Origin of the sequence: Nesterenkonia salmonea (assembly GCF_005771525.1) — a bacterium.
Lineage (GTDB): Bacteria > Actinomycetota > Actinomycetes > Actinomycetales > Micrococcaceae > Nesterenkonia > Nesterenkonia salmonea.
On sequence record NZ_VAVZ01000008.1, the window covers coordinates 50,101 to 73,614 of the forward strand.

The 23,514-nt window shown below is 63.5% G+C and carries 21 protein-coding genes; 13 read left to right on the plus strand and 8 right to left on the minus strand.

What is annotated here, in order from left to right; translation table 11 throughout:
* The first annotated feature begins 118 nt into the window (after nt 1-118).
* The gene (locus tag FEF26_RS04345; protein ID WP_138252320.1) at nt 119-355 is read left to right on the plus strand and encodes a hypothetical protein; all 237 of its coding nucleotides are present in this window, start codon (nt 119-121) and stop codon (nt 353-355) included.
* A 343-nt stretch (nt 356-698) separates the two neighbouring features.
* Here the strand turns inward: FEF26_RS04345 and pflA are convergent, their stop codons facing one another.
* Both pflA and pflB read right to left on the minus strand, forming a co-directional pair.
* Entirely contained in the window at nt 699-1,580 is an 882-nt protein-coding gene (gene pflA / locus FEF26_RS04350) for a pyruvate formate-lyase-activating protein (protein WP_138252321.1), read from the minus strand.
* Nucleotides 1,577-3,865, minus strand: a complete 2,289-nt coding sequence (gene pflB, locus FEF26_RS04355) for a formate C-acetyltransferase (RefSeq protein ID WP_138252322.1) — start codon at nt 3,863-3,865, stop codon at nt 1,577-1,579. The genes pflA and pflB overlap by 4 nt, the downstream gene beginning before the upstream one ends.
* Nucleotides 3,866-4,285: 420 nt before the next feature.
* On the opposite strand from pflB, the gene FEF26_RS04360 reads away from it, so the two are divergent.
* Entirely contained in the window at nt 4,286-4,537 is a 252-nt protein-coding gene (locus tag FEF26_RS04360) for a hypothetical protein (protein WP_208012840.1), read from the plus strand.
* A gap of 43 nt (nt 4,538-4,580) precedes the next feature.
* Here FEF26_RS04360 and FEF26_RS04365 read toward each other — a convergent pair whose 3' ends face one another.
* Entirely contained in the window at nt 4,581-5,201 is a 621-nt protein-coding gene (locus FEF26_RS04365) for a response regulator (RefSeq protein ID WP_138252323.1), read from the minus strand.
* Complete coding sequence (locus FEF26_RS04370; RefSeq protein ID WP_138252324.1) at nt 5,198-6,394, minus strand: sensor histidine kinase; 1,197 nt, start codon at nt 6,392-6,394, stop codon at nt 5,198-5,200. Before FEF26_RS04370 ends, FEF26_RS04365 begins: the two co-directional genes overlap by 4 nt.
* A gap of 151 nt (nt 6,395-6,545) precedes the next feature.
* Here FEF26_RS04370 and FEF26_RS04375 point away from each other — a divergent pair, with 151 nt between their 5' ends.
* Both FEF26_RS04375 and FEF26_RS04380 read left to right on the plus strand, forming a co-directional pair.
* On the plus strand, nt 6,546-7,637 hold the full coding sequence (locus tag FEF26_RS04375) for an ABC transporter permease (protein ID WP_138252363.1): 1,092 nt from the start codon (nt 6,546-6,548) through the stop codon (nt 7,635-7,637).
* Nucleotides 7,634-8,353 carry an ABC transporter ATP-binding protein gene (locus tag FEF26_RS04380; RefSeq protein WP_138252325.1) on the plus strand — a complete coding sequence of 240 codons (720 nt, stop codon included), beginning with the start codon at nt 7,634-7,636 and terminating at the stop codon, nt 8,351-8,353. Before FEF26_RS04375 ends, FEF26_RS04380 begins: the two co-directional genes overlap by 4 nt.
* Before the next feature lie 172 nt (nt 8,354-8,525).
* Here the strand turns inward: FEF26_RS04380 and FEF26_RS04385 are convergent, their stop codons facing one another.
* Nucleotides 8,526-9,458: a saccharopine dehydrogenase family protein gene (locus FEF26_RS04385; protein WP_138252326.1), complete on the minus strand. Its 933-nt coding sequence runs from the start codon at nt 9,456-9,458 to the stop codon at nt 8,526-8,528.
* 116 nt (nt 9,459-9,574) lie between these two features.
* Between FEF26_RS04385 and FEF26_RS04390 the strand changes: the two genes are divergently transcribed.
* The 4 genes from FEF26_RS04390 (at nt 9,575) to FEF26_RS04405 (ending at nt 14,623) form a co-directional block, all read left to right on the plus strand.
* On the plus strand, nt 9,575-10,282 hold the full coding sequence (locus FEF26_RS04390) for a response regulator transcription factor (protein ID WP_138252327.1): 708 nt from the start codon (nt 9,575-9,577) through the stop codon (nt 10,280-10,282).
* The gene (locus FEF26_RS04395; protein ID WP_138252328.1) at nt 10,282-11,397 is read left to right on the plus strand and encodes a sensor histidine kinase; all 1,116 of its coding nucleotides are present in this window, start codon (nt 10,282-10,284) and stop codon (nt 11,395-11,397) included. The genes FEF26_RS04390 and FEF26_RS04395 overlap by 1 nt, the downstream gene beginning before the upstream one ends.
* A 225-nt stretch (nt 11,398-11,622) precedes the next feature.
* Complete coding sequence (locus FEF26_RS04400; protein WP_138252329.1) at nt 11,623-12,246, plus strand: DUF305 domain-containing protein; 624 nt, start codon at nt 11,623-11,625, stop codon at nt 12,244-12,246.
* A gap of 184 nt (nt 12,247-12,430) precedes the next feature.
* The gene (locus tag FEF26_RS04405) at nt 12,431-14,623 is read left to right on the plus strand and encodes a heavy metal translocating P-type ATPase (protein WP_208012841.1); all 2,193 of its coding nucleotides are present in this window, start codon (nt 12,431-12,433) and stop codon (nt 14,621-14,623) included.
* A 15-nt stretch (nt 14,624-14,638) separates the two neighbouring features.
* Here the strand turns inward: FEF26_RS04405 and FEF26_RS16365 are convergent, their stop codons facing one another.
* A complete protein-coding gene (locus tag FEF26_RS16365; protein WP_138252330.1) occupies nt 14,639-14,809 on the minus strand; it encodes an SDR family oxidoreductase in 171 nt (56 codons plus the stop codon).
* Nucleotides 14,810-15,408: 599 nt separating this feature from the next.
* Between FEF26_RS16365 and FEF26_RS04415 the strand changes: the two genes are divergently transcribed.
* Nucleotides 15,409-15,657, plus strand: a complete 249-nt coding sequence (locus FEF26_RS04415; RefSeq protein ID WP_138252331.1) for a hypothetical protein — start codon at nt 15,409-15,411, stop codon at nt 15,655-15,657.
* Here FEF26_RS04415 and FEF26_RS04420 read toward each other — a convergent pair.
* Nucleotides 15,654-16,067 carry a hypothetical protein gene (locus FEF26_RS04420; protein ID WP_138252332.1) on the minus strand — a complete coding sequence of 138 codons (414 nt, stop codon included), beginning with the start codon at nt 16,065-16,067 and terminating at the stop codon, nt 15,654-15,656. The genes FEF26_RS04415 and FEF26_RS04420 overlap by 4 nt on opposite strands.
* Before the next feature lie 185 nt (nt 16,068-16,252).
* Here FEF26_RS04420 and FEF26_RS04425 point away from each other — a divergent pair, with 185 nt between their 5' ends.
* From FEF26_RS04425 to FEF26_RS04435, 3 genes are all read left to right on the plus strand, one after another.
* The gene (locus FEF26_RS04425) at nt 16,253-17,641 is read left to right on the plus strand and encodes a hypothetical protein (protein ID WP_138252333.1); all 1,389 of its coding nucleotides are present in this window, start codon (nt 16,253-16,255) and stop codon (nt 17,639-17,641) included.
* Nucleotides 17,638-19,446 (plus strand): hypothetical protein, encoded by a 1,809-nt coding sequence (locus FEF26_RS04430; RefSeq protein ID WP_138252334.1) that lies wholly within the window; start codon nt 17,638-17,640, stop codon nt 19,444-19,446. The genes FEF26_RS04425 and FEF26_RS04430 overlap by 4 nt, the downstream gene beginning before the upstream one ends.
* 203 nt (nt 19,447-19,649) lie before the next feature.
* Nucleotides 19,650-21,002 carry a BCCT family transporter gene (locus FEF26_RS04435; protein ID WP_279536474.1) on the plus strand — a complete coding sequence of 451 codons (1,353 nt, stop codon included), beginning with the start codon at nt 19,650-19,652 and terminating at the stop codon, nt 21,000-21,002.
* 7 nt (nt 21,003-21,009) lie between these two features.
* On the opposite strand, the gene FEF26_RS04440 is transcribed toward FEF26_RS04435, so the two are convergent.
* Nucleotides 21,010-21,915 (minus strand): formylglycine-generating enzyme family protein, encoded by a 906-nt coding sequence (locus FEF26_RS04440; protein WP_138252336.1) that lies wholly within the window; start codon nt 21,913-21,915, stop codon nt 21,010-21,012.
* A 45-nt stretch (nt 21,916-21,960) separates the two neighbouring features.
* Here FEF26_RS04440 and betC point away from each other — a divergent pair, with 45 nt between their 5' ends.
* Nucleotides 21,961-23,505 carry a choline-sulfatase gene (gene betC / locus FEF26_RS04445; protein ID WP_138252337.1) on the plus strand — a complete coding sequence of 515 codons (1,545 nt, stop codon included), beginning with the start codon at nt 21,961-21,963 and terminating at the stop codon, nt 23,503-23,505.
* Nucleotides 23,506-23,514: the final 9 nt, after the last annotated feature.

Below are 23,514 nucleotides of genomic sequence, written 5' to 3' on the forward strand. Positions count from 1 at the left end.
CGTTTCCCCGACGTTGCCATGAACGTGCTTTTCAAGAACATGGGACTTCGTCGAAGAACGAGCGGCCGGCGTTGCATTGTGCACCTGAACTCATCCGAGCTACCCAGAGTGGTGTTGCATGACTTTTACTGCCGGGAATCCTGGACTTTTCGGTGCAATTGTCATTAAACCGGAACATCACCCGATGGTCAGACACCATCTGCCGATCTTCAGAGAATCTTCATCAAAACTCCATTACGCCCAAGGGTCATCCGCTCTTGACGCTGCGCGGCTGGCCCTCGACGTTCGAGCAGATGACCTGCCTCCCCAACAGGCTGAACACCCCGAGCATTCGAGGACCGTCGTCGCTCCCTGACTGCCGAGTCTGAGTTCTCATCCCCGCCGGCCGCGCCCGGATGGGTTCTCGCTCGGATCGATGAGGCCATGCACACCATGATGACCCAGTACCTCGGACACACCCGATACCTGGTCCGTGGCACGGACCACAGACTCGGGGTCGCATTGCACCTGAGAGCGAGGTACCCCGATCACGATGCTGGTGCGCACATCGGAGGTTCTCACCTGCCTTTGCCCGCTGTCGCAGACCCGTCGGAAGGCTTGAGGGATTAGGAGCAGGCGTTCATTGCCTCCTCACGTCGCTGGACTGGCGCTATGGTGAGCGGCAGTCGGTAGAGGTGTCCAGCAGGCAGCACGGGCGGTCAGTGAGTCACCAAGCCGTGCGCGCGGAACTGTTCCCGCACCCGCTCGGTGAGCTCCGGCGCCGGCGGTGAGGTGTCCCCCAAAGCATACGGCCGGCCTAGCGTCGCCCACTTGTCCCGGCCCATCTGGTGGAAGGGCAGCACCTCCACCCGGGTCACCGTGGACAGGGTCGCAGCATAGGCGGCGACCGGCTCGACATTCTCCGCGGCGTCGGTCAGCTCCGGTACCAGCACGAACCTGATCCACAGCTCCACTCCGGCAGCCACGACTCGCCGTCCGAAATCCAGGGTGGGGCCAAGCGCCCGGCCGGTGACGCGGGTGTAGGTCGACTCGATCCCGGACTTCACATCCAGCAGGACCAGGTCAGTGTTCGCGAGCATCTCCTCGGTGCAGGCGGTGCCCAGGAACCCGGAGGTATCGATCGCTGTGTGCACACCCATCGCCTGCGCACCTGCCAGAATCCGGGCCGCGAACACCGGCTGCATGAGCACCTCACCGCCGGAGAGCGTCAGCCCGCCGCCGGTGGCCGCTAACACAGGGCGGTAGCGGCGTACCAGCGCGAGCAGATCCTCGGCGCTGACGGCCTGCCCATCGCGCATCCGCAAGGTGTCGGGGTTCTGGCAGTACAAGCAGCGCAGCGGGCATCCGGCCAGGAACACCACCAGCCGGGTGCCCGGTCCGTCGACTGCGGTGGACAGCTCCCAGGAGTGGATCGATCCCAGCTCGCCGACCCGCATCGCCTCGAGCCGCTTCTCGCGCGGCAGTGTCGTCTCCGCGAGCCCCGCCAACCCTGTCCCCGCTAACCGGTGCTCGGGTGCGTCGAATCCCTCGATCGCCAGGGCCGACTGGTCAGTGACCGGCAGGGCGGACAGTGTGCTCATGGCGGGCCCCAAGAGGATGAGTGGAAGGTGCGGGAGAGCACGTCGAGCTGCTGCTCTCGGGTAAGCTTGACGAAGTTCACAGCGTACCCAGAGACCCGGACGGTCAGGTTGGGGTAGCTCTCGGGGTCGGCCATCGCGTCCTCCAACGTGGCCCGGTTCAGAACGTTGATGTTCGCGTGGAACAGCCCCGACCCGAAGCCGGCGTCTAAGATCCCGACAAGGTTGCGCACTCGCTCCCTCTCGGTGTGCCCCAGGCTCGAGGGCATGATGGTGTTGGTCAGGGAGATCCCGTCCAAGGCGTCGGCATAGTCGAGTTTGGCTACAGACAGCATCGAGGCGACCATACCGTGGGTGTCCATCCCGTTCTCCGGGTTCGCGCCGGGGGAGAACGGTGTTCCCTTGCGGTGGCCGGACGGGAACGATCCAGTCGCCCTGCCGTAGACGACGTTGGAGGTGATCGTGAGCACCGACTGGGTGGGGACGGCATTCCGGTACCGCGGAAGTGCCCGGATCCTGTCCATGACAGTGGAGACCACGAGTTGGGCGATCTCATCGGCGCGGTCGTCGTCGTTGCCGTAGACCGGGAATGTTCCCTCGGTCGTGAAGTCCACCACCAATCCGGTGTCATCGCGCACGGGGGTGACGGTGGCGTATTTGATGGCCGAGAGGCTGTCGGCCACGATCGACAACCCCGCGATACCGCAACCCAGGGTCCGGACGATCTCGCTGTCGTGCAGGGCCATCTCGATGGCCTCGTAAGCGTATTTGTCGTGACTGTAGTGGATGATGTTCAGCGCCTCGACGTAGGTCTGGGCCACCCAGGTGAGCATGGCGTCAAACGCCGCCCAAACCTGTTCGTAGTCGAGCGGCTCATCACTGCAGATCGGGTCGAAGCCCTCCACCACCTGTGACCCGGTCATCTCATCGCGCCCGCCGTTGATCGCATACAGCAACGTCTTGGCGATGTTCATCCGTGCTCCGAAGAACTGCATCTGCTTGCCGGTCCGCATGGGTGAAACGCAGCAGGCGATCGCGGCGTCGTCGCCCCAGTGGTCCCGGACGTGCTCATCGGACACGTACTGGATTGAGGAGGTCTGCACACTGATCGCGGCGCACAGGTCCTTGAACGTCTCTGGGAGCGCCTCGTCCCACAGGATGGTGATGTTCGGCTCCGGAGCGGGACCCAGATTACGCAGGCTCTGCAACAGCCGCAGCGAAGTACGGGTGACCATCGTGCGCCCGTCTGCACCCAGGCCGGCATCGGTCCACGTCGCCCAGTAGGGGTCCCCGGAGAAGATCTGGTCGTAGGCCTTCGTGCGCAGGAATCGCACGATGCGCAGTTTTATCACCAGTGCGTCGATGAGTTCCTGCGCCTGGGTCTCGGTGAGCGCACCCGCGGCCAGGTCACGGGCGATGTAGACGTCGAGGAAGGCCGACAACCGCCCGATACTCATCGCCGCACCGTCCTGGGACTTTATCGCCGCCAGGTAGGCCAGGTAGGTCCATTGCACGGCTTCGCGCGCATCAGCGGCGGGCCGGGCGATGTCGAATCCGTACCGGGCACCCATCCGGATCAGTGCTCGCAGAGCCTTGATCTGCTCGGAGTGCTCCTCCCGGTAGCGTGCCCAGTCCTCGGAGAAGTCCTGACCGGCGACAGCGTCCTTCATCCGCTCCTTGTCGACGATGAGGGCATCGACTCCGTAGAGGGCGACCCGCCGGTAGTCGCCGATGATCCGGCCGCGTCCGTAGGCGTCCGGCAGGCCAGTGATCAGGTGCGCCGAGCGCGCGGCTGTGACTCGTGGGGTATAGATGTCGAAGACCGCATCGTTGTGCGTCTTGCGGTAGGTGGTGAAGATCTCCTTGATCCGGGGGTCGTGTTCATGACCGGCTTCGCTGATCGCGGTCTCCACCATTCGCCACCCGCCGTTGGGCATCATGGCGCGTTTGAGGGGAACATCGGTCTGCAAGCCCACGACGACGTCGTCATCTTCGCTGATGTAACCCACGCCGAAGGCATCGATGTCTGCAGGCGTAGTGGTGTCCACGTCATAGACTCGCAGTCTGCGCTCGTGGGCCAGGTACTGGCGCTCGAGTGTATTCCACAGCCGCGTGGTCTTGTCCGTCGGGCCACAGAGGAACTGTGCGTCGCCCTCATAAGGGCTGTAGTTGCACACGATAAAGTCGTGCACATCGACGGTGGCCATCCATGACCCAGGGATGAACCCGCGCCATGGATCCTCTGAGGGTGGTATCAGGCCTGCCGGCGCCGAGGTCGTGGTCGTCATGGCACCCTCCTAGGTCGTTTCCGATAGTGACTACTAGACAGCGATTGCCAGTCAACCGGAAACTCGCCCTATGGTGGGACACCTTCTGCCGATCTTCAGAGAATCTTCATCAAAACTCCATTACGCCCAAGGGTTACCGAGTTCAGCGGTTAGTGGTCAACACACCGGATGGGCCAAGCTTGACCGGTACGGTGTAGATTTTTGAGGTTCTCAACAGGATGGCGCAGGACGAGGGGAAGAATACGACGTCGGAATCTCTATGCGTTGAAGTTCCCGGTCGGATTCTGTGCCTCGACGATCCCGCTTCCCTTGTGGTTGCATGGTCCCGCCGTCCGCGACGCAGAGTGACAAACCGTCACTCTCAGTGACGGTTTGTCGGTGTGATTGACGCATGGTCGTCAAGTGTGAACTGCCGGGCTCATGAAGCTCGTCGCGCTGCGTGGCGGTGCTGCCGACGAGGTGCTGAGGACTGCCCAGGATTCCGAGGACTTCGAACAGGAGATCGTTGACGAGCACGCGATCGCGATGGCTGCAGCCGGGCTCAGCGATGGCCATATCCGCGGAACCCGCAGGACGATCATCAAGTTCGCCCGGTCGCTGACCGGCCCGCTGGGGAAGCGACGTGCGCGGACGCGTTCCTGGCCGAGCAGCGGCGCAGGGGCCACACGGTGAGCACGCGGGCGGGTAAGGCTGGAGCGCTGGCTCAGTTCTACCTCTATCTCAGGATGCCGGTGTCGCGGGCGGTGGCGACGGCGGCGGTGCGGGAAGAGACGCCGAGCTTCGTGTAGATATGCACGAGATGCGATTTCACGGTCGCATCGCTGATGTGCAGGCGCGTGGCGATGTCGCTGTTCGTCGCGCCGTCAGCGACGAGACGCAGCACTTCAGTCTCGCGGGTGCTGAGGCTCGGCTGCGGGGAACGCATCCGGGCAAGCAGGCGACCCGCAATCGCGGGTGCGAGGGCGGTCTCGCCCGCGGCTGCGGCGCGGATCGCGGCGATCAGTTCCTCGGGTGGTGCGTCTTTGAGGAGGTAGCCGCTGGCTCCGGCCTCGACCGCGCCGAGGATATCGCCGTCGGTGTCGTAGTTGGTGAGCACCAGCACCGCCGGCGGTGCGGGGAGGGCACGGATGCGTCGGGTCGCGTCGGCCCCGGTCTGGTCGGTGCCGAACTGCAAATCCATGAGCATCACGTCCGGTCTCAGATCGGTGGCGAGGGCGAGGGCGTCGTTCGGAGTTGTGGCTTCGCCGATCACATCGAGATCGGGGTTACCGGCGAGCATGGCGCGCAAGCCTGTGCGGACGACGGGGTGGTCGTCGGCGAGCACGATCCGGATCATGATCCCGCCCCGCTTCCCGACGGCAGCGGTAGCCGGGCGGTGACCGTGGTGCCGTTGCCGGGTGTCGAGGTGATGGTGAGGGTGCCGTCGAGCTGTTCGACGCGCTCGCGCATGGCGTGCAGCCCGAACGAGTCGGCCTCGTGCGAGTCAGCGACTGCCGAAGACACGTCGAAGCCGTGCCCATCATCACGCGCCACCAGGGACACAGTGGCGTCGTCGCGAGCGAGCTCGATGACGATCCTGGTTGCGTTCGCGTGGCGGATCGCGTTGGAGAGCGCGCCCTGGGCGATGCGCAGTAAGGCGGTCTGAGTTCCCATCGGCAGGTCGAGATCCTCAGCGGCCACTTCGACGAGGACCGGCGCACGGTCGGATTGCTCCTGGCCGAGCCTGCGGAGCGCGGCGGCGAGGCCGTCGTCGAGGCGGGCCGGGGTGAGCTCGCGGATGATCTGCCGGGTGTCGGCGAGGCTGTCGGCCGCGGTCTCACGGGCAAGTTCCAGGTATCCGGCGCCGGGTTCGGGAGTGTCGCGTTCGGCGGCGCGCAGCAGCATCTGGATCGAGGAGAGCCCTTGGGCGACGGTGTCGTGGATCTCACGAGCCAGGCGTGCCCGCTCTGCGAGGGCGCCCTGTTCGCGTTCGGTATCCGCGAGCTGCTGCCGAGTACGGATCAGCTCCGCGAGGAGCCGTTCGCGTTCTTCGGCGTCACGGGTGAGGGCGCGATAGGCGAGCCCGATCAGTAGAGCGACACCGGCGCCGATCAGCGGGCCGATCACCCCGCCGACGCTGAAGCCGAGGTGTAGGCCGAGCGCGAGGATCGCGAACGCAGTGGTGACCACGATCGCCGCGACCCCACCGGGGCCGGGCAGGACGTGGAGGTAGAGGAAGAACAAGGGGAAAACGAGATAGGCCCCCTCGGGGCTCAGCCATGTCAGGACTGCCCACAGCAGTGTGAGCGCGATGACCCAGGCGAGTGCGAAGCCGCGCCGTGAGACCCCCGCTCCTGTATGTGCGCGGGCTGCCCATGCGCCGACGAGATAGACCGCGACGAACGCGACCCCGACAATCAGCGTCCATACCGCGGCCGGTGAGGAGACGACGAATGCGCGTGCGACTGCGAAGCCGGCGAGCCCGGTGAGGAGGGCGTGCAGGCCGAGGCGGAGTCCGGTGAACACCGGGGCGAGGGTCGAGTGCGGCATGACTCTCCCAGCCTATGCGCGCCGACTTTTCCGGCCATCAACCAAAAGTTTGACCGCGAATCCCGCGGTTTTGGCGATGCCCGCCCCTGCTTCCTAGAAGGAGGGTTAAAGGGTGGCTCGGGCAAAGTGTGCGAGCGGAAAGGCATTCATCATGTTCGTCGCGTGGAGAGAGCTGCGGTTCGCCCGCGGCCGGTTCCTGCTCATCGGGGCCGTCGTCGCTCTGATCACCCTGCTCGTCGGCTTTCTCTCCGGACTCACCGGAGGGCTCGCCGCCCAGAACATCTCCTCCGTGCTCCAGCTGCCCGGCGACCGCCTGGTGCTGCAGCAGTCCGAAGACAGCGACGCCAGTTTCGCGACCTCCTCCCTCGACGACGACACCCTCCAGGCGTGGGAACAGGCCGACGGTGTCGAGTCGGTGACGCCGGTCGGGATCGCCCAGTCACGCGCCGCAGCCAGCGGCACCGACGACCGCATCGGAGTCGCCCTGTACGGGCTGCCACAGGATGCTTCTGGCATCGGATCGAACCCGCTGTTCGACCTCACTCCAACACACGATGGCGAGGTCGGCCTCTCATCTGGCGCGGCCGAGGACCTCGGTGTCGCAGTCGGTGACACGATCTCGATCACGGGCAACGACTTCACCGTCACCATGGTCGGCGAGGACCTCTGGTACAGCCACACTCCGGTCATCGTCATGACCCCGGACGCCTGGAGCGAGGCGAGCACGCGTGTCGGCGGCACCGGCGAAGCCACCGTACTTGCCATCACCGGCGACGCAGACTGGGAAGCCATTGGCCCCGGTACAGGCACAGTCGCTGAGACACCGCTTTCGAGTCTGACCGCGCTGGAGGCGTTCCAGTCCGAGATCGGGTCGCTCGGGCTGATGATCGTCATGCTCTTCGGCATCTCCGCGCTCGTCGTGGGAGCGTTCTTCACCGTCTGGACGATGCAACGCGCAGGTGACATCGCCGTCCTCAAAGCCCTCGGCGCCACGACCGGGTCGCTCGTGCGCGACTCCCTCGGCCAAGCCCTCATTGTCCTCACCGCCGGGATCAGCGTCGGCCTCGCCGCCGTCGCCGGGCTGGGCTCGCTCGCGGGTCAGGCGCTGCCGTTCGTCGTGAGCCCTCTGACTACGCTCGCCCCGGCCGTCGTGATGGCGGTGCTGGGGCTTGCAGGAGCGGCATTCGCGCTGCGCTCCGTCACCAAAGCCGACCCCCTCACCGCCCTTGGGAGCAACCGATGATCGAACTACAGAACATCACCCTCACCTTCCCCGACGGGGACAATCGCATCACCGCCGTCGACCACATCACCCTCCGCGGCGGCAACGGCACCGTCACCGGCATCACCGGCCCCTCCGGGTCGGGCAAGTCCAGCATCCTCGCCGTCGCCGCGACCTTGATCCGTCCCGACTCCGGCGGCGTCCTCATCGGCAACGACTCGGACACGATCGATGCCGCCCAGTTATCGAAGTCCGACGCGACCGCCCTGCGCCGAGAGCGCATAGGCATCGTGTTCCAGCAGTCCAATCTGCTCCCCGCGCTCACGGCTCGTGAGCAGTTGCAGGTCATGGCCCGGCTCGGCGGCGGCACCAAACGAACCAGAAAGGCGAAGATCGATGCCCGTGTCGAGGAGCTGCTCGATGCGGTCGGCCTCACCGAGCACGCCGGCAAGCGCCCCCACCAGCTCTCCGGCGGGCAACGCCAGAGGATCGCGATCGCCCGCGGCCTCGTCCACGAACCCGAAGTCCTCCTCGTGGACGAACCCACCAGCGCTCTAGACCAGGAGCGCGGTGCCGAGATCATGCAGCTCATCGCCCGCCTCACCCGCGAACGCGGCACCGCCACCCTGCTCGTGACGCATGATCTCGTTCATCGTGACGTCCTGGATGACCTCGTCACCGTCATCGACGGCCGTATCACTGCCCCAGATGCCGCCGTACCCGCACACACGCACTGAGCCCAACAGTGGAGAGATGAGACATATAAGCGAACCGGGAAGTTGCGGGAACTTCAAGCACCAAGCGCCCCACAGAGCCCGCGCACCTTGAAGTTCCCGCCCAAACCGTCAATATTCACGCGAACATCTAGGTTTTGTAGGGCGCTCTCTGCGTTCGGCAGAAGAAGCAACCTCACAGCGGAGGTATGGCGATGCCGGGAAGTCTCGCGAGATCGGCGGAGCCGAGGATCGCATCAAGAGTGACAGGGTGTCTCGGGGGATTGTTCATGGCAGTCACTACGGCGAGTGCGGTGATGTGTCCTGTAGCCTCGGACTGGCCGGTGCCAGTGACTTGACGAGTCTCACCGGTACGCCTGTTGATGACGGTGACTGCCCAGTCCTGGTTCCCGATCGCAGGTACCTTGCTGACCAATCCCCGCAGTTGCGGAAGGCGGCTGATAAGCGAGAGCGCACGGGTGGCAGTCTGATCGCTCAATGTCAGCCAGCTGCGGATATGTAGTCCACGCCTCTGGCCGATAAGAGTCTGGTCGGGGAACCCGGCGCGCAGGTAGAGATGTCGTTTCCCTGAGGTTCCGGTGAACCAACGGTGTTCGCGGAAGTTGTACACGACGCCTTCGTCGACCGAGTCTGTGATCTCGCTCCCGATGAGTCCGGCTGTCCAGGCTATGGCCGCTCTACCGTGTTTTTCTCCTGAACCGAGCATGACTGCTACGTCGATAGCATCACCAACAGAGGAGCGCAGCTCCGAGGCCAGAACTGTGCTCAGACCCGGTGCTAATCCAGCACCGAGCACGATAGCGGCGTTGGGCGCGTTCTCGACCAGTCCGGCCAGATATGCACCAGAGGCACTAATATCGATCAGCACTGCTTCACCGATGGCCCGTGCCAGGAACTGGTTCTCAACGCCTGAGGCATTGATGATCACGTCATGGCGGTTCGCGGCGGTGGCAAGCGGTCGGAGATCACTTGCCGTCAGATCGAGGATGACACCACCATCGTGGGCTTGCCGCCGGCAGGCCGGGGTTACTTGGTGCCCCCAACCGCGCAATGTGGAAACGACAGTCGCGCCCACCGCACCCTGAGCACCGATCACCAAGACTTTCATAACACCCAATATATGGCTCTGACGCAGTGGAACAGTGAGCGTGGCGCGGTGAAGCTTCAGAGAAATCGTGCCTGGACCAGAGCGATAGTCGCTGAGCCTTGCTTTACGATCGAGGCATGACGTCTCCAGCTCCGGCCGAACAGTCCACGGTCCTCGTGGTCGACGATGCGAAACCTCTGGCGGATCTGGTGGGCAGTTATCTTGAACGAGATGGATTCTGCGTGGTCATCAGCGATAACGGCCAGGACGCGGTGTACCAGGCCAAGGAGCAGAACCCCGCGGTGGTGGTCCTTGATCTGGGGCTGCCCGGGATCGACGGCATTGAGGTCTGCCGGCAGATACGGACGTTCTCGGACTGCTATGTCGTGATGTTGACGGCGCGAGCGGAAGAGGTCGACAGGCTTATCGGGCTGGCAGTGGGGGCAGACGACTACGTGTCGAAACCGTTCAGCCCCAGGGAGCTGGTCGCGCGGATCCGGGCCATGCTTCGCAGGCCCCGGCAGTTGCCGATAAGCCATCCTGCTGTCATCACTGTGGGGGAGCTGAGGGTTGACGTTCCCGGCCGGGAGGCACATCTTGGTACCTCCCCTGTCGACCTGACCCCTATCGAGTTCTATCTGCTGACGGTGCTTGCCTCTGATGCTCACATGGCTTTCTCCCGACGTGAGCTGATCAACGAAGTGTGGGGTCAGGATTGGGTAGGCGACGAGCATCTGGTGGACGTGCACATCGGTCATCTCCGGCGAAAATTGCAGGATGACCCGGCCAGTCCCCGGTTCATCCGGACAGTGCGCGGCGTCGGGTACAAAATGGGGACCGGCTGATGCCAGCTGAGCTGAGATGGGGCTGGAAGCTGGGCACGCGTCTGCTAGCATCCAGTGTCCTGGTTCTTGCTGTGGGGACCGGCACAGCCTGGGTGGTCGCCTTCATCACCGGACAGGTCATCTTCCATGACCATATGATCATGGCAGAAGCCACAGACCCGCCTGTGGTGGCCCATGCACGGGAAGCGTTTGAAGCCGCGTGGACGTTGTCTCTTTCGTTGGCATTGCTCGCGGCGTTTCTCGCCTCGATCGTGATCAGCTTTTTTCTTTCCCGACGAATGGTCGGCGCGTTGAACAAGGTCCGGCAGGCCGCGGCGCACGTCGCACAAGGAGACTACAGTGCTCGCGTTCCCGAGGGCAGTATGGGCGCGGAGTTCGCCGAACTGACGTCTGCGTTCAACCGGATGGCAGGAGAGCTGGACCATGTTGAGCAGACCAGAAAACGCCTTCTCTCTGATCTTGCCCACGAGATGCGGACCCCTATCGCGACTGTGGACGGTTATCTCGAAGCGATCAGCGACGGAGTCGCTGAACCCGACGAGACCACCTTGGGGCTGCTTCGCGAGCAAGTACAGCGTCTAACCCGGCTGGCTCAGGATATTTCCCTGGTCAGTACCGCCGAGGAGGGCAGACTGAGTATGCGCCGATCGCTGGTGATGGTAGGTGAGATTCTGGACAACCCCATGACGCAAGCGCGCAACAAGTACGTTGTCCGCGGCGTCACCCTCCATTGCGAAGTGGATGAGTCCACCCGGTACGTGATGCTCAGCGGGGACTGGGACCGGATGGGTCAAGTGCTCACCAATCTGCTGGACAACGCACTCCGGCACACCCCAGCGGACGGGCAGGTGATACTGCGTGCAGCCCAAGCCGGCGCATGTGTGAGAATACAGGTCAGTGATACCGGCGATGGGATTGCCGCCGAACATCTTCCCCATATCTTCGAACGCTTCTACCGGGTCGACACAGCGCGCGACCGTGAACACGGCGGTTCGGGCATAGGTCTTGCCATTGTCCGCTCTATCGTCGAAGCCCACGGGGGAACCGTCACCGCACAGAGCGAGGGGCAAGGCAAGGGGACGCTGATGACCATCGAACTCCCCATCGCCAGGTGAAGCTCACAGGGCTCTGTGCTGATGCTTTCTCCTCTGGTCCAGCCGGGGTCCTCTGAAGACTCAGTGAACGGGGAGTCCGGCGGTGTGTCTGCTTGCGGCCTGTAGCAGAGGTTGAGTTTTGATGAAGGATCTCTGAAGATGCCTCGTTCTGGACCGCCGGAAGAAACGTTCTCGGGTTGACTGGTACTACGACACCGGAATGGAAGAACAGGAGGCCCTCAGGTGATGCGAATTTCCCAGGCTGCTCTGGCGGGGGCGATCGTCATGACGATCACCCTGACAGGCTGCGGCGGCGACTCCGATACTAGCCAGGAGCAGGATAACGACGCGTCGGCCACGCAGGCTGCCGACCAGACAGCATCCGATGATTTCAACGACGCCGACCTCGACTACGTGGCAGGGATGATCGTCCATCACGAACAGGCCGTGGAGATGGCTGACATCGTGCTCGCTACGCCCGACGTGGACCCCGAGGTGGCAGCGCTGGCTGAACAGATCCAACAGGCTCAAGGGCCGGAGATCGAGCGGATGAACGCTTGGCTCGAGGCGTGGGGCCAGGACGGGAACGGACACGGCGGCCATTCCGATATGGACCACGGTGGGATGGCTGATGAGGGAATGATGATGATGAGTGAGGAGCACCTCGCCGAGCTGGAGGCCGCCGAGGGGCCGGAGGCCTCCAGGCTGTTCTTAGAACAGATGGTGATGCACCACCAAGGCGCGGTGACCATGGCCGAGCAGCATCTCGAAGAGGGGGAGAACCCCGAGGCCCTGGAGCTCTCGGAAGAGGTCATCACCGACCAGAGTGCTGAAATCGACCACATGGAACAGATGCTCGACGAGCTCTGATGTCTGCTCCGGATGCGGTACAGCATGTGAGCTGGGTCTCTCGGCGGCCTCATGATCCAGTGGCTGTGCGATGGTACAGATAGTAAGCAGATATTCCAGGTCCTCCCGCAAACACGCTGACAGATAACGGCGCTTCCGGCCCTGGCAACAGAAGACGGCAACAGAGAAGACTAGGAATTGAACTATGCCTCGACCTGACGCAAATACGCACCCGACCGGCCACAATCCTCCCGTTCAGACGCACTCTCATTCCGAGCATCATCAGGACCACACCGTGGATGGAGACCATGTGGTGCACGGTCCAGAGGCCCATGCCGGTCATGACGCCGGCCAGGGGCATGGTGATCATGAGGGGCACAGCAATCATGGGGGACACGGCGGCCATGACCATGTGGGCCAGTTCCGGCGTTTGTTCTGGGTCATGCTGGTACTGGCTGTGCCGGTGGTGGGGTTCAATGAGATGTTCGCTGATGTCATCGGGTACTCCTTGCCGGAGGCCGCCTGGGTGTGGTGGGTCTCTCCGGTGCTGGGCACGGTGGTCTACGCCTGGGGCGGCTGGCCGTTTTTGACCGGTGCTGTCTCCGAGGTCCGCTCGCGTAAGCCGGGGATGATGCTGCTGATCGGACTGGCGATCACGGTGGCCTTCGTCGCTTCTTGGGGCGCGACTCTGGGCCTACTGGACCATGAGCTGAACTTCTGGTGGGAGATGGCGCTGCTGCTGGTGATTTTCCTCCTCGGTCACTGGATTGAGATGCGCTCGCTGGCCCAGACCACCTCGGCCCTGGACTCCCTTGCGGCGCTGCTGCCGGATGAGGCAGAGAAGGTCGACGGCGTTGAGGTGGTCACGGTGGCCCCGGCCGACCTGATGGTCGGCGATGTCGTCATCGTCCGGCCTGGCGCTTCGGTGCCGGCCGATGGGCGGATCGTCGATGGCAGCGCGAGTATGGACGAGTCCATGGTCACCGGTGAGTCCAAGACGGTGCGCCGCCAGCCCGGTGAGCAGGTCGTCGCAGGCACTGTCGCCACCGACTCCGGACTGCGGGTCGAGGTCACCGCGACCGGCGGGGACACGGCCCTGGCCGGTATTCAGAAGCTGGTGGCCGATGCCCAGGCCTCATCCTCGCGTGCCCAGCGGATCGCCGATACTGCCGCTGGCTGGCTGTTCTGGTTCGCCCTGGGCGCGGCGGCGATCACCGCCGTCGTCTGGTCCGTGCTGGGGCTGCCCGACAGTGCTGTGGTGCGGAGCATCACCGTGCTGGTCATCGCCTGCCCGCATGCCCTGGGTTTGGCGATTCCGCTGGTGGTCTCCATCGCGACCGAGCGGGCGGCCCAGGGCGGTGTGCTCATCAAGGACCGCCTCGCGCTGGAGTCGATGCGCACCGTGGACGCGGTGCTCTTCGATAAGACCGGGACGCTGACCAAGGGCGAGCCCACTGTCACCGGCGTCGTACCGGTCGGTGGCCGAACGGGCGACGAGGTGCTGAGCCTGGCCGCTGCCGCGGAGGCCGACAGCGAGCACCCCCTCGCGAAAGCCGTCGTCGGCGCATCCCGGACCCGCGAACTGGAGGTGCCGAAGGCCAGTGACTTCTCCTCCTCCCCAGCGGTCGGCGTCAAGGCCACCGTCGAGGGTGACACGGTGATTGAGGTCGGCGGCCCCTATCTGCTCGACCAGCACGAGGCCGCCGAGCTGTCTGTGGCTGATCAGTGGCGGGCTGAGGGTGCGATCATCCTCCATGTGCTGTCCGGCGGCGAGGTGATCGGGGCGCTGCGGCTGGCCGATGAGATCCGCCCGGAGTCCCGCCAGGCGGTGGAGGCTCTCCATGCGGTCGGTGCGCAGGTGGTGATGATCACCGGGGATGCCCAGGCGGTGGCCGAGACCGTGGGCAAGGAGCTTGGCATCGACCGGGTCTTCGCCGGGGTCCGGCCCGAGGACAAGTCCGCCAAGGTCGCCGAGCTCCAGGCGGAGGGCAGGAAGGTCGCGATGGTCGGAGACGGTGTCAACGACGCCCCCGCCCTGGCCCAGGCCGATGTCGGCATCGCCATCGGGGCTGGTACCGATGTGGCCATCGGCTCGGCCGGAGTGATCCTGGCCTCCTCGGACCCGCGCTCGGTGCTCTCGGTCATTGATCTCTCCCGTGCCAGTTATCGGAAGATGAAGCAGAACCTTGGCTGGGCCGCGGGGTATAACCTCTTCTCGGTGCCACTGGCCGCCGGTGTGCTGGCGCCGGTCGGGTTCGTGCTGCCGATGAGTGTGGGCGCGATTCTGATGTCGGTCTCCACCGTGGTGGTCGCTCTCAACGCCCAGCTGCTGCGCCGCCTCGACCTGGCCCCGGCCACCAGCGCAGCCAAGCTCGCCGGCCGCAGCACCAGCCGATGACCGCCGGCACCCGTATCAGCAGTACCCACACCTCAAGTCAGATCTGGTTCTGCCCACCGTCACGTAGAGGTTCGAGCCGGTGATCGCGCTGCTCTGGGACCTGGACAGGAAGAGGGCTGTGTCTGCGATCTCCGCAGCTTCGAGGATCCGTCCTATCGGGATGTTTGCGGATACAATGTCGATCACGTCTTAGGCCTGGGAATCATCCGGAATCGTCCTAGTCAGCCCAGGTGACCTAACGGTGCCCGGAGCTGCCGTCTTGGGTCACCTGAAAGACGAACCCACATCGGCTCTCGAAAATGCTGACCAGAGATACGCCGCTGCGTCAAGCTCTATCTCGCCCGATGGGTCTACCGAACACTTACCGCAGCAACTCCAGCCCCGAGCACCGCTTAACAACTTATAGAAGAGTCCCACGGGGTGCTCACTTCAGCCCCTCCGCATTGAAACCCGGTGGAATCCGCCGTAGAAGTGATGAGACTTGGTGTCCACGATGTCCCGAGATCACACACCCGAAACCCGGAGCACCGCTACCACCTACGCAGACTGACGCTTCCAACTAGGCTATCCGCCAGACCAGCCGAAGACTCTCAAGCTTCTGGCGCCCCGCCCTGTGATGGAGCAGACGATCCCAAGGCCACACCGATATCTCAGTCGAGTGCGAGTGATGAGCTGTCAGGCCCGTCCGACGAGGGAAGCGGGGATTCCGAGATCATCGTCCCCGATGAGCCTGTCCGCGACGGCGACCAGGTCACCATTCCCACCAGGACGGTGTCAACTGCACCGTGGACTGCCTGGCAGTGGTGGCCCACCCCGAAGAGTGCTGTGCCTTCACCGAGCACGCGGAGACATCGTGGTTCTTACACCTGGACGACGAGACAGAGGCATCCGCCGACGGAGCGCTGGCTCAGACCGGCTTCGGGCTGCTGATCCTCGTTGCGGTGGCACTGGCGATGCTGGGCGTGGGTGCCATAATCGCTGCTCGCCGTGAAGATCTAGTGAAGCCACTGATGCTTGGCGGTGGGGCTCCTTAGTCCAGGAATGAGTTCTTGGGGGAGGGGCGCCCTCCGGTGGCGAAGCTGATCCGAGGCACGCCCCCATCCTCTGAGGCGTAGCCTAGTCCGACTGCGAGGTCGCGTTTCAGCGCGCGTGAGAGCCCAACGATGTCATGGATCTGCATCCATGCCTCTCCGTGCAGAAGCCGGTAGAGCTGGCGGGGTTTAATGCCCGAGCTCTCGCTTAGCCCGGCCATCTTCATGTGCTTGGCCCTCATCGTGGTGAGCGCGGTGTGGGCCAATGAAGACTGAAGCCTGGCGGCGGAGGCTCTGGCGAACTCCGGGTCGCCGTAGTCATGGAGATCGTCGCGCAGTGGAGCATCAGGGGTTTCACCGAAGATCTGCGGGGTCTTCAGGTAGTCACGCGGCTTCAGAGGCTTCTCGCTCACTTCTCCGACTCTAGGCGTCGAAAGTACCTGCTCCCAGTAGCGGCTCGCACGCGATACCTCAAATGCACACTGAGACCGAAAAAGCGGACTCAGTTGACCGATTCAGTCATTCGAAAGTATATTCGACCGCGTGACGTCAGAACACAGGAAGCCCCGCCGCTCACTGATTATGCATGGATACGACCATGCCGATCAGGGAGCAAACCAAGCATCTTCGAGCGGGACTGCCCGGACCCTGGCGGGACCTGTTGCCCTCGATGTTGGGCGCAGTCGCCGAGCATTACGTCCAGACCACCGTGGGGCCGAAGCCTTCACCGCCCTATACCGGGCAGCCCTCGGGGCTTGCACCGCATCCCGGAGCACGTCGCGACACTGGGATTCGCCGGCGAGCGGCCACCACTATCAACCCTGCCTGGTCTACGCAGAAGAGGCGGGAGGCGCACTTCTACGCGAAGCCGCGCACCGTCCCGTACCGGCGCTATGGGTTGCCGATGTCTACGGATCGGTGGTCTGCGATGGGTGAGACACCACGGGCGCTCCCCGCTGCAGAGCGTCAGTCCATCCACAGCTACCAGCCCCGCACAGCGGTTGCTTCAGAACACTGGCTGGTCATCCGCGAGTTCGTCATCGAGGTGATGGAGGAGACTATCGTCGACTCGATCTCCACCCCGGATACTTATATGGCCTCGGTGGCCAGGTATGTGGACTGGTGCCACCGAGTGATGGGCCTGGAGCTGGACCGGCAGGAGATCTTCGATCGTGAGCTCATCGCCTATTACGCGATGAGCGCGACAGACCATCTCAACCGCAATGCGAAAGGTGCGGTGCGCTCACGTCTGCTGTGGGTCGGTGACCACCTCATCGAAGGCGGCATCCGTCCGCGCACCATGGAACGGTTGTGCCGGGTTCCGGCTACTGCGCCGTATCGTCCGGATGAGGTCTCGCGTCTGAAGATGTGGGCCTCATCCCAGAGCACTGTATATATGCGTCATGCCTGCTGGACGGCCCTGGCCTATGGCCTCGGGGCCGGCCTGACTGCTGCGGAACTTGCTCAGCTCCGGCGTGAGGATGTGCAGGAGACTGAGCACGGTGTCATCGTTACCGTCGCCGGGGGACGGATGCCTCGCGAAGTGGTCATGCTCGCCGAATGGGAAGACCACGCGCTGGTGCTGGCCGACTCCGTGGCCCCCGGTGCTTATATCTTTAAGCCCGATGCGAAGAATCGCCACGGTGGCATGGCCGGCTATGCCTTGCATAAGTCCAAGGCGCGCACCGAAGGGCTGAGCATCAACCTGGCGCGGATGCGGATCACCTGGATGGTCCGCGTGCTCGAAGCAGGTTGCCCGATGCCGGTCTTCCTCAACATCGCGGGGCTGAAGACGCTGACCGGGCTGGAGAAGATCATCCCTTATTTGGATGATGCCACCGCCGAAGAGTCGGCCGCGCTGCTGCGTGACTATGACGCCACGCGCAAGGCACGGTACCGGAAGGAGAACGCCGAGCACTGCAAGAGGATGCGCCGGGAGCGCAAGCAGGTCCGGGCCAGCTTCGCTGAGCAGGTGAGACAACGGTGAGTGGCCACGACTTCGAGGTTGAGAAACGCGGACGCTACGACGACCCAGCACATGTCACCTACGGCGATCTTCTCACCGTCCGCGAGATCACCCGGAACTCACTGGCTGCGGTGAAACTGGAACGGTGGGACGCCGCCGACCGTAGCCACAAACGGGGTGCGCGTGGACCTTTCGCAAGCTTCGAGCAGATGCTGACCATCTGGTTCCTGTTGGCGCGCAAGCGCAGGCCCCTGACGATGTTCGCCGCAGTCGCCTTGCTGGTCTACGGCATCGATGAACGCACCCGAGAGGAGCTGGGTCTCGACATCACCGGCCTGAGTCCCGACCAGCTCTGTCACCGGCTGCGCCGCTCCAACGCTCGGATGCTGGAGGTCATCGACCCCTACCCCTGCCGACGAAACCGGTTGATGACCAAGGAAGAGTTCATCGAACTGGAGGCCGCAGTGGACTGGGACGCTCGGATGATCAAGGAGGAGCGGCTGCGCACCGTGGTCAACGCTATGGTCCTGGCCACTATCCCCAAATGGGTGCGTGAGCGTCACAGCGGAGACATCGTCCAGGACGCCACACTGGTTGCCGCCTATGGCAAGCAGGGAACCAAGGACAGCTCCGAGTTCATGGCGATCGAGCCCTACGGCGGCAGTTACGCCCGTCACGGTGACCACGCGCCGGAGCGTGCCCCAGGCCCAGGGCAGCGCACCGCGGAGCTGAAAGGCTATGGATGGGAGGGCACTTTCTCCCTGTTGTCCAGTAACGATCCTGACCGTGAGCGGACCTTCCCCTCCCTGGTCGCTGGGGTCAACCTCTCCACCCCGGGAGGATCGCCGGGCCGCAGTGGAATCCATGCCCTGCGGCACATCCCTGAGGCCGGGTTCAACATCGGAAAGCTCATTGGTGATCGGGCCTACGGTAACTCCCCGAAGTCCCAGGACTACCAGGTGCCGGCCCGACGCATGGGTTATGAGTTGCTTTTCGATCACCGACTTGAGTTCTGGGGACAGACGTATACCTTCAACGGGGCGGTGATCCTGGAGGGCAATGTCTACTCACCGGCGATGCTGGCCATGTCCAAGCTCATCACCGCCACCGTGGACCGCTATAAGCGCGACATCGATGACCCCGAGCGTATTGACGAGACGACCTACCAGCAGCGACTGCAGCAGCGCGCCCGGTATCTGGTGCAGTTCCGCACCGGACTCGATGAACAGGGCCGCCGCCAAGGACGCTGCCCAGCATCCGGGCCGAACCCCACCCTGACGTGTCCTCTTCGACAGTTGGCGAACAATGCCGTGATTGAACAGGGCAAGACCCTGTTGCCGGTGCCGAAGTCCAAGGTCCCCGCCGATGAGACCAGGGGAGGGCTGTGCAACAACAAGGGTGGCTCTATGGTGCTCGAAGGAGAGCACTGGGACAAACACGCCATGGCCGGAGGATTCCAGTTCGGCACACCTGAATGGCAGGCCGCTTACAACGTGCCCCGACAGACCGTGGAGTCCTACAACCGCCTGATCAAGGACCACTCATCCTTCGCCCTGGCCGCACCTGATCGGCGCCGCATCCGCGGCTATGCGGCCGCCTTCCTGTTCATGGGCATTCTGGTGATGACCACCAATCTCTATCAGTTGGGCCGGTGGGAGGATCCGAAGATTGACGGCCGTGGCCGCGGTCCCTTCCGTGAACCCGTCAGACGCCGACGTGAGCACACCAATGGCCCTGAGCGGCCCCACCCGAAGGACAAGAAAAGACCCAGAGCCAGGCCCGCAGTGCATAGGCCCGCTCCTAAGGTTCTCGTCGGAGTCAACTGATAAAACCAAGCCAGAGTACCCACCGAGCCCCGCCCCGTCTGCAACAGGCGCGACGGGGCTTCTTCATGTCCAAAGTCCCGGAATAGGAGCCCGACAGGGCCTCGAACGGGGTGTCTGAGGCTCAGAATCCGTCGGCCGAGTGAGGTCTGAGTCGACCTGCCTACAAATCCTGCCCTTCGTAACAATCAACGCCGAGTTTCGCAATCGTTCTCAACGAGTTCCGCCAACACCCCGTGCTGCTGATGTCCTCCATCTTCAGGACACTCTTCGGCAAGAAACACTCCGAAGGCCTGGCCGGTCAACTCATCGACATCTTCGCGATCATCGCCACCCTGTTCGGTACTGCCGCAACGGTGGGCATCGCGGCCATGCAGGTGGGCCAAGGGGTGACGATCGTGGCCGGCTGGGACGACCTGGGCAATACCGCTCTGATCGTCATTATGGCGCTGCTGACAGTGGGATTCATCATCTCGGCAGTCTCCGGGGTTACGCGCGGCATTCGGTACCTGTCCAATGTCAACATCGTCATGACCCTAGGCATCGTAGGCATCATCTTCATCGCCGGGCCCACGCTCTTCCTCGCCAACCTTGTGCCTTCGGGGCTGATGCAGTACATAGGCAATATGTTCGACATGATGTCCCGCTCCGCATCCTGGGGTGAGGAGACCCAGGAGTTCCAATCCTGGTGGACGGTCTACTACTGGGCCTGGTGGATTTCCTGGTCGCCTTTCGTCGGGATCTTCATCGCCCGTATTTCCCGCGGCCGGACCATCCGCCAGTTCATCCTTGGGGTCACCATCATCCCCACTATCCTGCTGATCGTCTCCTACGGGGTGATGGGAGGCACCGCCATGTGGATGTACAGCGAAGGCTATGAGGGCTTCAGTGCAGACATGGCCGCACCTGAGGTGTTCTTCGCCATTGTGGAGAACATTCCGGCTCTGGCCACATGGGTGCCCTTCGCTGCGATCGCGGTTCTGGCAGTCTTCGCGATCACTGCTCTCGACTCAGCATCGACGGTGATGGGCATCCTGAGCTCGCGCGGCAGCCAGTCCCCCAAAGTCGGCGTCGTCGTCTTCTGGGGTCTGGTCATGACCGGAATCGCCGTGGTCATGCTCCTGCTGGGCGACGCGGTGGCACTTGAAGGGCTGCAGCAACTGGTGATCATCACCGCCGTTCCATTTGCGATCATCATGCTGCTGATCATCGTTGCGTGGTTCAAAGAACTGCGCACCGATCCGCTCACACTGAGGCACAAATATGCAGACACCGCGGTCAGCAATGCGGTACTGCGAGGTGTCGAGCAGTACGGCGATAACTTTGCTCTCGGCATTGTGGAGACCGAACCCGATGACGGCGCAGGCGCGGATGTCGATTCATCGCACTCTGATTACACCGAGTGGTACCAACGCACCAACGCCGACGGAGAACCCGTGGGCTACAACTTCGACACCGGGGAGTGGGAAGACCACTACAACCCGGAAACCGGGGAGATCGGCACTGTGGGTGAGGCAGAGAGAACAAGCGACTCCCCGGATGGCAAGCCGACCACCTGAACCGTTGTTACTCAGTGCTCAGCGCCAGGCGGAAACCCGTGTGACCCAGCGAGGTGTCGGCTGTTGCCGTGCTCCTCGCCGAGGTGCGGTAGCGGCGGCAGTAGGACTCGTGGCAGAGATAGGACCCGCCCCGCATCACAGGGCGATGGTCACCAGGTGCGAAGTTCCCGGTGGTCCACTCCCAGACGTTTCCGGTCATATTGTGCAGACCGTATCCATTGGGGGAGTGCGCATCCACTGCCTGTGGGCCCACTGGTCCACATGGTCGGTGAGGAAAATCCCCTTGGAACGTGTTCATTCGGGGTTTTCCGTCCGGTTCACGTATCCCGCCCCAGGGATAAGGCTGTTGATCCAGCCCACCCCGGGCGGCGAACTCCCATTCGGGTTCCTCCGGCAGTCGCGCACCAACCCAATCGGCATAGGCAACAGCGTCCTGGTGGGAGACGTGGGTGACAGGGTGGTTGGGCTCCAGCAGGTCATCGCTGTCCGGCCCCGCAGGGTTGAACCAGGACGCTCCGGTGACCTGGTGCCACCAGGGAGTGGCGGCAACGGACGGCGAGGACTTCCTTGTGTGCTCAGAAAGCAGACCGCTGAAGACCAGGGAGTTCCCGTGAACCTCAGCCTCGGTCCGGTATCCAGTCTCCAGGACGAACGCGGCGAACTCCGCGACCGTCACCGCCGTAGCGGAGATGGCGAACGGGGCCACTTCGACCCATCTGACCGGACCCTCGCCGTCGTCAGGATACGCCAGAGGGTCCTCACTGCCCATACGGAAACGTCCACCCGCCAGACCCACCAGCGCGAGCTCTGTGCTGGCAGCACTGGCCAAACGGCGCAGAACCTGACGCTCAACAGCTGACGCGTGGCCTCCCAATGGGCCGGAACCACGTGATGGCCCGCAGCACGACGACATTCCACAGCTCCTTCATCACTTCTCGAGAAAGGTACCCAACATCTCATGACTCGCCCCAATATTGTGGTGATCCAGGCAGATCAGATGGCCGCCCAGGCCCTCGGCGCCTACGGTGATACCGCAGCTGACACCCCCGAGATCGACCAACTCGCCGAGCGGGGAGCGCTCTTCGAGCGAGCGTACTGCAATACGCCCTTGTGCGCGCCCTCCCGCGCTTCTATGATGACCGGACGAATGCCCTCCGAGATCGACTGCTGCGACAACGGTGACGACTTCCCAGCCTCGGTCCCCACATTCGCTCATCGGCTTCGCCAAGAGGGGTATCACACCGCGCTGATAGGCCGGATGCACTTCATCGGACCCGATCAGCACCACGGCTTCGAGGAACGCCTCACGACAGACGTCTACCCGGCCGATTTGGATATGGTGCCCGACTGGGAGCGACCACTGGCTGAGCGCCTGCAGTGGTATCACGATGCAGAGGCCGTCTTTGCTGCTGGTGTCTCACAGGCCTCTGTGCAGCAGGACTTCGACGATGAAGTGAGTTGGCGCAGCCTCCGGCATCTCAATGACAGGGTTCGCGCGAACCAGGCGGCAGGCCAGCAGATCCCCTTCCTGATGGTGAGCAGCTTCATCCATCCTCACGATCCCTATGAGCCGCCCCGCCAACACTGGGATCGCTTTGAGAATGTGGACATCCCTGGCCCTGAGCACCCTGACCCGCCGCACCCCGATCAAGACCCGCACACGCACCGGCTGCGGACCATGAGCGGATTCGACCAGCGCACGCCCGACGCCGCACAGATCAACCGCACTCGGCGCGCCTACTACGCCGCAGTCAGCTACATCGACGATTGCATTGGGCGCATTCGTCGGCGCCTGGAAGAGCTTGACCTCATGGAGAACACCATCATCATCGTCACCAGCGATCACGGTGACATGCTCGGGGAGAAGGGACTCTGGTACAAGATGTCCCCCTATGAGCAGTCCTCCCGAGTCCCGCTCATCATCACGGGACCACCGGAGTCGGTCCCACGCGGGCGCTTCTCCAACCCGGTCTCGCTCATCGACCTGATGCCGACTCTGCTGGAGATCTCGGGCGCTGCCAAACCCGGAGAACCTGTGGAGGACGCTTCGGGGGTATCTCTGCTGGAATCAATCCGCAGGGAACAGTCAGGCCAAGTCGAGCCCGAGGACCGCGATGTGTTCATCGAATATTTGGCCGAGGGGACCTACGCTCCCCAACTGACACTGGTGCGCGGCCGGTACAAGCTCGTCATCTGTCCAGGGGATCCCGATCAGCTCTTCGACCTTGGGGCCGATCCGCAGGAACTGGAAAACCTCGCAGCGGTACCCGCGCAGTCACAGCTGGTGGAGGGCCTACGTGCAGCGCTGCTATCGCGCTACGACATGAATGAATTGGACGAACAAATCAGGACCAGCCAACGACGCCGCCAGCTCGTCAGCAGCGCCCTGGCCCGGGGCAAGACCCGGCATTGGGACCTGACCCCGGACCCGGAACACCGCTATGTCCGCGGGGACTTCTGGAGCGCTCTGAAATACGGCACGATCCCCGACCGCTTCCGCTGATCAGAAGGG